Raw genomic sequence first — 7,095 nt, forward strand, 5'->3', positions numbered from 1 at the left:
CCGTATCTCGCCCCGAGATGCCTAAACAGTTTCTTGACTTTTTAGGAACAGGAAGGACTCTTTTACAAACAACATTTGAGAGATACTCCTCTCTTTTTCCAAAAGAGAACATTTTTGTTGCCACCAACCAACAATACAGAGAGATTGTTAAGGAGCAGATTGAGATAGATGACAAGAATATTTTATGTGAGCCTGCACGAAAGAATACAGCATCGTGTATTGCATACGCAACATATCACATTGGAAACTTATCTCCAGAATCTGTTTTAGTATTTGCTCCCTGCGACCACCTTATTTTACGTAAAGAGGCTTTCTGCTCGGCAGTAGAGAAGGCTATCTCATTTGCCGAAACTCATGATGCATTACTTACCATAGGTATTAAACCCACAAGACCTGAAACAGGGTATGGTTACATACAAATATCTGACCACGTTGAGGATGGCGTAAACAAAGTTAAGACCTTTACCGAGAAACCCAACAGAGAGTTGGCTGAGATTTTTGTTGAGAGTGGAGAGTTTTTCTGGAACTCAGGTATATTTATTTGGCGTAATAGTGTTATCAAGAATGCTCTACAACGTTATATACCAGAAATTACATCTCGCTTTGAAGAGGTTAAAGAGTATCTTGCCACCCCAAAAGAGGCTGAGAGTATAGAGTCTATCTTCCCTACTCTGCAAAATATCTCTATCGATTTTGCTCTTATGGAGAAGGCTCAGAATGTTTATGTTCTTTGTGCTGAGTTTGGATGGAGTGATATTGGTACTTGGGATTCGCTTTACGATATATCAAGAAAAGACCACAGAGGAAATGCAGATCTTGGTAATACTCTGATTTATGACAGTTCCGAAAATATTATATCGGTTAAGTCTGGCAAGTTGGCAGTTATTGAGGGGTTAGATAATTTTATTATTGCCGACTCTGATGACGTTCTTTTAATATGCAAGAAGGGGGACGAAAACAGATTGCGACAAATATTCAATGATGTTAAGAGCAAGTTTAGGAAATAATTGTGAGTCTTAGTTGTTGACTAAAGCCACCCCTACGGGGTAGTTGTTAGTTAACAAACATTCGTTTGTTGAATCTGTTCACACTCAACAATAATTAAACAGATTTATCATTCTATTCGTTTATTCATAGTATAAAATAAGGTGTGCCAAATATTTTTGACACACCTTTTGTATCTCCGCCGGGAATCGAACCCGAATCTAAAGTTTAGGAAACTTTCGTTCTATCCGTTGAACTACGGAGACATTGTTTTTGCTCGGCACAAAGGTACTCTATTTTTTTGTTTCTGCAAAATGACAGGTTTAGAACTCCTATCTTCTCTTTACTCCCTTCTTAAATATTTTCCATCTGCCAATAAAATGTAGTAAAGCAAATACTCCAAACACAATTCCTAACCAATAGTGAATAATACCTATCCTTGAATATCCGCAACAACCTTTACCTCCATTGGCACAAGTTAGCAGAACTATTCCTGTAACAGACACCAAAACAAATATTATACTTAATGCTATTGTTACTTTGCTCTTGCGAGAGAGTGATGAAGAGATTGTCTTAAACCATACCCAATGTTGTTTTATATGTACTATTGCTACTCCCAACAATAATATGTTTACCACCATATGCACAATCGACCAATTATGCCATACTTCGTGAGATTGAAAATGCGAGGCATAATGTATTTGAATACCCGAAAAGAGAGATAAAACAAACAATATTAAAAGTGCTAAATCTGTTCTGAATATTGGTTTCATATATTTTTCTCTAATCAAAAAGAGTTTTAAGTATCTCAACTGATTTTAGTTCGGTAAATCCCTGATGTATTCTATAATACTCAATCACTCTCTCAAGTGCCTCTCTGCGCTCATCACGCGAGAACTTAAAGAGGTGCAGGTTATTGAAATTCATTCTTGATAACAACATAAACTTTTCGGCATCAGAGGGTATGAGTATATGGTTATGTGCAGGGCGTGAGACAACAAACTCCCCATTTAACATATCAAAGAATGTACCCTCTTGATAACTCCCTGTATCAGGATAGAATCCTAAAAACGAAGATAGGTTAAACAAAAAGCATAAATGAAAGTTTGCTTTACCATCCTCCATTACATTATATAACGATATGGTATCGGTCAAGAACTTAAAGAACTTTGGCGATGGCTCAAGTTCTCTTATTATCTTCATCAAAAACTCCGAAAGGAAGAGAGCAACCGAGCCTTTTACTGCATCAAACTGTAACTGTTGCAGCACGAGTGGCTCAACATTCCTAATCTTCTGCAAACTCTCTTTTGCTCTGTAATCACACTCTATGGTTACAATGGATAGCGGAGAGAGTAACATTCGCTTCTGACGAGAGGCTTTACTAGTTCCTACAACAAAGAGATAGCCCACCCTTCCATACTTTTCGGTATAGGCATTCACTATCAGTGTGGTATCGTTATGCTTTGTTACATGAAGTATTATGGCGTTGCTCTTCTCTATCATAAGGGCTATAATCCAAATAGATCGCGATATAGGTCAAATGAAGACTCTATCTCCTCTTTTGTTACCGACACGTTTATCTCTACCTCTCCAACCGATTTTAAGAGAGTGTAGTTTATTCTTCCCGACTCATTCTTCTTGTCGTGTGTTATCTTCTCGTAAAGAAAAGGATAGTCGTTGCATCCTATAGGAAATGTGCCGTAATTTGCTTTTACGTAATCTGTTAAACGATGTATCTCTCTTTGAGAAAAACCAAATTTCATATAAGACAATATCACTTCGCATACCAATCCCCAAGCCACTGCATATCCGTGTTGAACAGGAGTGTTGCGTTTCATGGCAAGACTCTCTATTGCATGCCCACTTGTATGCCCTAAATTGAGATATTTTCTAACTCCTTTTTCAAGAGGATCTTGTTCAACTATATTCTCTTTTATAGACACTGAGTCCTCAACCAAGTGCAACAACTCTTCAAAATCCGGATTGCAAATATCAAAAGAGAGTAGTTTATTGTAATTCTCTATGTTGCTTATCAATCCATGTTTTAACATCTCTGCAAATCCCGAAAGAAGATGCTCCTTTGATAGTGTTTTAAAAAATTGGGTATCAATAATTACTGCCGAAGGTTGTTTAAATGCCCCTATCTCATTTTTCAATCCCTCAAAGTTTATTCCTGTTTTACCTCCAACAGCGGCATCTACTGCTCCGAGCAGGGTTGTGGGAATGTTTATATGCTCAATACCTCTTTTAAAGGTTGCTGCCGCAAAACCTCCCATATCGGTTATCATACCCCCTCCAAGATTTACAAGCAGAGATTTACGAGTTGCCCCCTCCTCTACTAATGCGCTCCAGATGGTTGAGAGATTTTGAAGGTTTTTGTTTGTGTCATCGGCAAGAATTATTATCTCTTTTGCAGTAGCACACGCCTCACTATCAGCAAGTAGTGGCATTGCAAAACGATGTGTGTTTTCATCGGTTAATATAAACAGCTTATCATACTCCTTTTGCAACAATAGACCATCTATACTCTCCGAAATTTCTGTTGTATATATTATATTGTTTATCATCGTGTTATAGTATCTTTTTTATATCATTTGCAAAAGCTTCAACATTGGGGTATACTATATCAGCTCCAGCATTGTATAACTCCTCCTCGCTTAATGGTCCTGTATTTACTGCTACGGTAAATATTCCTGCTGCCGATGCCGCCTCAACTCCCAAAGGAGCGTTTTCTAAGACTATTGCTTCGTGAGGTTCAACACCCGCTTTTTTCAATCCCATAAGATATGGCTCCGGATGAGGTTTCCCCTTTGTAACATCAAAGGCTGTAACCATTGTTTCTGGTGTAAATATGTCAGGATAGTGGTGCGAGAGTTTTTGTAAAAGAGTTTTTTGACCTGAGCCTGTTACCAATACAATACGTTTGTCTGATGTCTTTATCATTTGCATTGCAGATTGTGCCCCTTGCATAGGATGAGCCTCGCCACACTCAACAAAGCGTTGTGCTTTACCTGAATAGATTCGCTGCACCTCCTCTTCGGTTGCTTCGCGATTCTTAAACTTTTTGAAATAGATATTTATTGTTCCCTTACCTGTACGTCCTTCGTGAGCATAAAACTCTCTTGCTTCACACTCAATACCCTCTGCCCTAAGTGTTTCAGCCCACGCTTTTGCATGATTAGGCATAGAGTTATAGAGAACTCCATCCATATCCGAAAGGAGTGCCTTAAATTGAAGTGATACTCCATTGCGGAGGTTATATGCTTCTATTGCGTTTAAAATATCCATAACTTGCATTTATTAAGTACAAAATTAGTAAACTTTTTCTTACCTTTGAGGTTTAATACAAATTTTCTTTTTATGATATATTTTGCCGATGTAATACTCCCTCTGCCTTTGGGTAAATATTTTACCTACGCCATACCCGAAGAGATATTCCCAATCATAAAGGTCGGAAGCAGGGTTATTGTGCAGTTTGGTGCAAAGAAATTTTACACTGCTATTGTTAGGGATATTCATGGCAATAAACCCGAATACGACACTAAGGATATATTAGAGGTTTTAGATGCCAAGCCTATTATCCGCCCCCGCCAATTAGAGTTTTGGGAATGGATAGCAAACTACTATATGTGTAGCGTGGGCGATGTATATAAGGCTGCCCTACCTTCGGGACTGAAACCCGAAAGTGAAACTACTCTTCAACTCAACGAAGAGTGTTGCTTTGATGAGAGTAACGACCTTACCCCAAAAGAGAGGTTAATTGTAGAGTTTCTATCAAAAGAGAAAGAGGCCTCAATTGCAACTTTAGAGAAGAGTGGAATAAAGAGCGTTATGAGTTCTATCAAATCGCTACTTGAACGCAATATTATTGCTGTTAAAGAGGAACTACGCCGTAGATACCAACCTAAAACTCAACTATGTATTAAACTCGCTTTTGAAGGAGAGGAACAGGAGAGAATAAGAGAGTGTTTTGAACTACTGAAAGGGGCAAAGAAACAACTTAAACTATTTATCACATTCTTAGAGATGTCCGGGGCAAACAGAGGTGGTCAAGAGATAATTGTTAGCAGAAACTCTCTTTTGGAACGTGCCGAGGTAAATAGTTCAGTATTATTGGCAATGATAAACAGAGGCATCTTTGTTCAGTACAAACAGGAGATTAATCGTTTTGATGGGCGTACAAATAGAGTTGAAAAGGCACATGAACTCAATCCTGCACAAAGGGTTGCATATAACAAGATAATAGATTGTTTCTGCAACAAAGATATTACTTTGCTACGTGGTGTAACATCAAGCGGAAAGACTGAGATATACATTCATCTTATAAAACATGCCATTGAGGAGGGAAAACAGGTTTTATTTCTTGTCCCCGAGATTGCCCTTACTACCCAACTTGCAAACAGACTTGCAAGAGTGTTTGGCAATAAACTTGGAGTCTATCACTCTAAATTTAACGATAACGAAAGAGTTGATATTTGGAACTCCTTGCTACAAGACAATGGTATTCAGGTTGTTTTAGGTGTTAGGTCTTCGCTATTTTTACCATTCAAGAATTTGGGATTGATTATTGTTGATGAGGAGCATGAGAGCAGTTACAAACAACAAGATCCCGCACCTCGATACAATGCTCGTAATACGGCAATGATATTGGCTTCATCGTTTAGGGCAAAGACTCTTTTAGGCAGTGCAACCCCCTCGATAGAGAGTTACTATAATGCAAAAATCGGCAAATATGGTTTGGTGGAACTTCTTACACGACACGGAGATATTATGCTCCCAAAAATTGAGATTGCCGACACTCGTGAACTACGTCGTAAAAAGATTATGACAAGTGGAGATATATCGCCACAACTTGCAGAGGCATCAAAGAGTGTTTTGGATATGGGCGGACAGGTTATCCTATTCCGTAACCGTAGAGGATTTGCCCCCATTGTAGAGTGCGACACCTGCGGTTGGACTCCTAAATGCAAGCATTGCGATGTTACAATGACCTATCACAAACACCTTAATCAATTAACCTGTCACTACTGCGGATACACATACGAGATACCCAAGAAGTGCCCCGCCTGCGGATATCATACCATTGAGACAAAAGGATTTGGAACAGAGCTCATTGAGGAGGAGTCGGCTAATCAGTTTAAAGATTATCCCGTAGCACGTATGGATTTGGATACAACTCGTAGCAGAAAGGCTTACGAGGAGATTATATCAGACTTTGAGTCAGGCAAGACTCGCGTTTTGATAGGCACACAAATGATTACAAAGGGTTTAGACTTTGAGCGTGTGGGAGTTGTTGGTATTTTAGGAGCAGACTCACTTTTAAATATGCCCGACTTTAGAGCTTACGAGAGAGCCTTCCAGATGATGGAACAGGTTGCTGGTAGAGCAGGGAGAAAAGGGAAACAGGGAAGAGTTATTGTTCAAACCACTCAAGCCGACCACCCCATAATAAAGCAACTGCTCACACACGACTACGAAGGGATGTTCAATGAGCAACTTAGAGAGAGAAGAGATTTTAGTTATCCGCCTTTCTCAAGACTTATCTATATATACATTAAAGGACGTAACGAGGATTGCGTTCAACGAGCATCGCGATGGTATGCCGACCTTCTGAGACAAGTGTTTGGAGGAAGAGTTTTAGGACCCGACAAACCTGTAATCGGCAGAGTGCAATCGATGTACATAAGAAAGATTGTTCTTAAACTTGAGAATAATGCTTCGCCTAAAAAGGTGAGGGATATTATTTCGGTAGCAGAGGATAACTTTTATGCTCAAAGCGGATTTAAAAGTCTTATCTTGTACTATGATGCAGATCCTATGTAATATGATTATTGAGAGGAATTAAAAAAGTTTACATTTTTTCTAAAAAATTTATCTCCGCTATTGACGTTTATTTGGTTTAATCTTGTAACTTTGTAAAAGTTTAACAGCAAAAAGTTTTAACACTAAAAATAAATAATTATTATGTCTAAAGTAACAGTTATCGGCGCCGGAATGGTGGGCGCAACTTGTGCAAACGTATTGGCTTCTCGCGAAGTAGCAAGCGAAGTTGTATTAATCGATATCAAAGAGGGTCTTTCAGAGGGTAAAATGCTTGATATGTACCAAGCA

General features: G+C 38.8%; 7 protein-coding genes and 1 tRNA gene. 3 read left to right on the forward strand and 5 right to left on the reverse strand.

What is annotated here, in order from left to right; genetic code table 11:
* The first annotated feature begins 17 nt into the window (after positions 1 to 17).
* A complete protein-coding gene (locus tag IKK64_05860) occupies positions 18 to 1,007 on the forward strand; it encodes a mannose-1-phosphate guanylyltransferase (GenBank protein ID MBR4119589.1) in 990 nt (329 codons plus the stop codon).
* A gap of 171 nt (positions 1,008 to 1,178) precedes the next feature.
* On the opposite strand, the gene IKK64_05865 is transcribed toward IKK64_05860, so the two are convergent.
* From IKK64_05865 to IKK64_05885, 5 genes are all read right to left on the reverse strand, one after another.
* Positions 1,179 to 1,250: transfer RNA gene (locus IKK64_05865), tRNA-Arg, on the reverse strand.
* Positions 1,251 to 1,316: 66 nt separating this feature from the next.
* On the reverse strand, positions 1,317 to 1,757 hold the full coding sequence (locus tag IKK64_05870; protein ID MBR4119590.1) for a DUF4405 domain-containing protein: 441 nt from the start codon (positions 1,755 to 1,757) through the stop codon (positions 1,317 to 1,319).
* Positions 1,758 to 1,767: 10 nt separating this feature from the next.
* A complete protein-coding gene (locus tag IKK64_05875) occupies positions 1,768 to 2,487 on the reverse strand; it encodes a recombination protein O N-terminal domain-containing protein (GenBank protein MBR4119591.1) in 720 nt (239 codons plus the stop codon).
* A gap of 5 nt (positions 2,488 to 2,492) precedes the next feature.
* Positions 2,493 to 3,551, reverse strand: a complete 1,059-nt coding sequence (gene aroB, locus IKK64_05880) for a 3-dehydroquinate synthase (GenBank protein MBR4119592.1) — start codon at positions 3,549 to 3,551, stop codon at positions 2,493 to 2,495.
* A gap of 4 nt (positions 3,552 to 3,555) precedes the next feature.
* Entirely contained in the window at positions 3,556 to 4,272 is a 717-nt protein-coding gene (locus IKK64_05885; GenBank protein ID MBR4119593.1) for an HAD-IA family hydrolase, read from the reverse strand.
* A 72-nt stretch (positions 4,273 to 4,344) separates the two neighbouring features.
* On the opposite strand from IKK64_05885, the gene priA reads away from it, so the two are divergent.
* Both priA and IKK64_05895 read left to right on the forward strand, forming a co-directional pair.
* Positions 4,345 to 6,807: a primosomal protein N' gene (gene priA / locus IKK64_05890; GenBank protein ID MBR4119594.1), complete on the forward strand. Its 2,463-nt coding sequence runs from the start codon at positions 4,345 to 4,347 to the stop codon at positions 6,805 to 6,807.
* 141 nt (positions 6,808 to 6,948) lie between these two features.
* A partial coding sequence (locus tag IKK64_05895; protein MBR4119595.1) for an NAD(P)-binding protein occupies positions 6,949 to 7,095 on the forward strand: 147 nt, incomplete at its 3' end.

It is taken from the genome of Bacteroidales bacterium, assembly GCA_017521245.1.
GTDB lineage: Bacteria > Bacteroidota > Bacteroidia > Bacteroidales > G3-4614 > Caccoplasma_A.

Excerpts from the sequence above, each read along its gene's own strand:
- IKK64_05885 (MBR4119593.1), bottom strand. The coding sequence starts at position 4,272 with ATGGATATTTTAAACGCAATAGAAGCATATAACCTCCGCAATGGAGTA.
- aroB (MBR4119592.1), bottom strand. The coding sequence starts at position 3,551 with ATGATAAACAATATAATATATACAACAGAAATTTCGGAGAGTATAGAT.
- IKK64_05875 (MBR4119591.1), bottom strand. The coding sequence starts at position 2,487 with ATGATAGAGAAGAGCAACGCCATAATACTTCATGTAACAAAGCATAAC.
- priA (MBR4119594.1), top strand. The coding sequence starts at position 4,345 with ATGATATATTTTGCCGATGTAATACTCCCTCTGCCTTTGGGTAAATAT.
- IKK64_05870 (MBR4119590.1), bottom strand. The coding sequence starts at position 1,757 with ATGAAACCAATATTCAGAACAGATTTAGCACTTTTAATATTGTTTGTT.
- IKK64_05860 (MBR4119589.1), top strand. The coding sequence starts at position 18 with ATGCCTAAACAGTTTCTTGACTTTTTAGGAACAGGAAGGACTCTTTTA.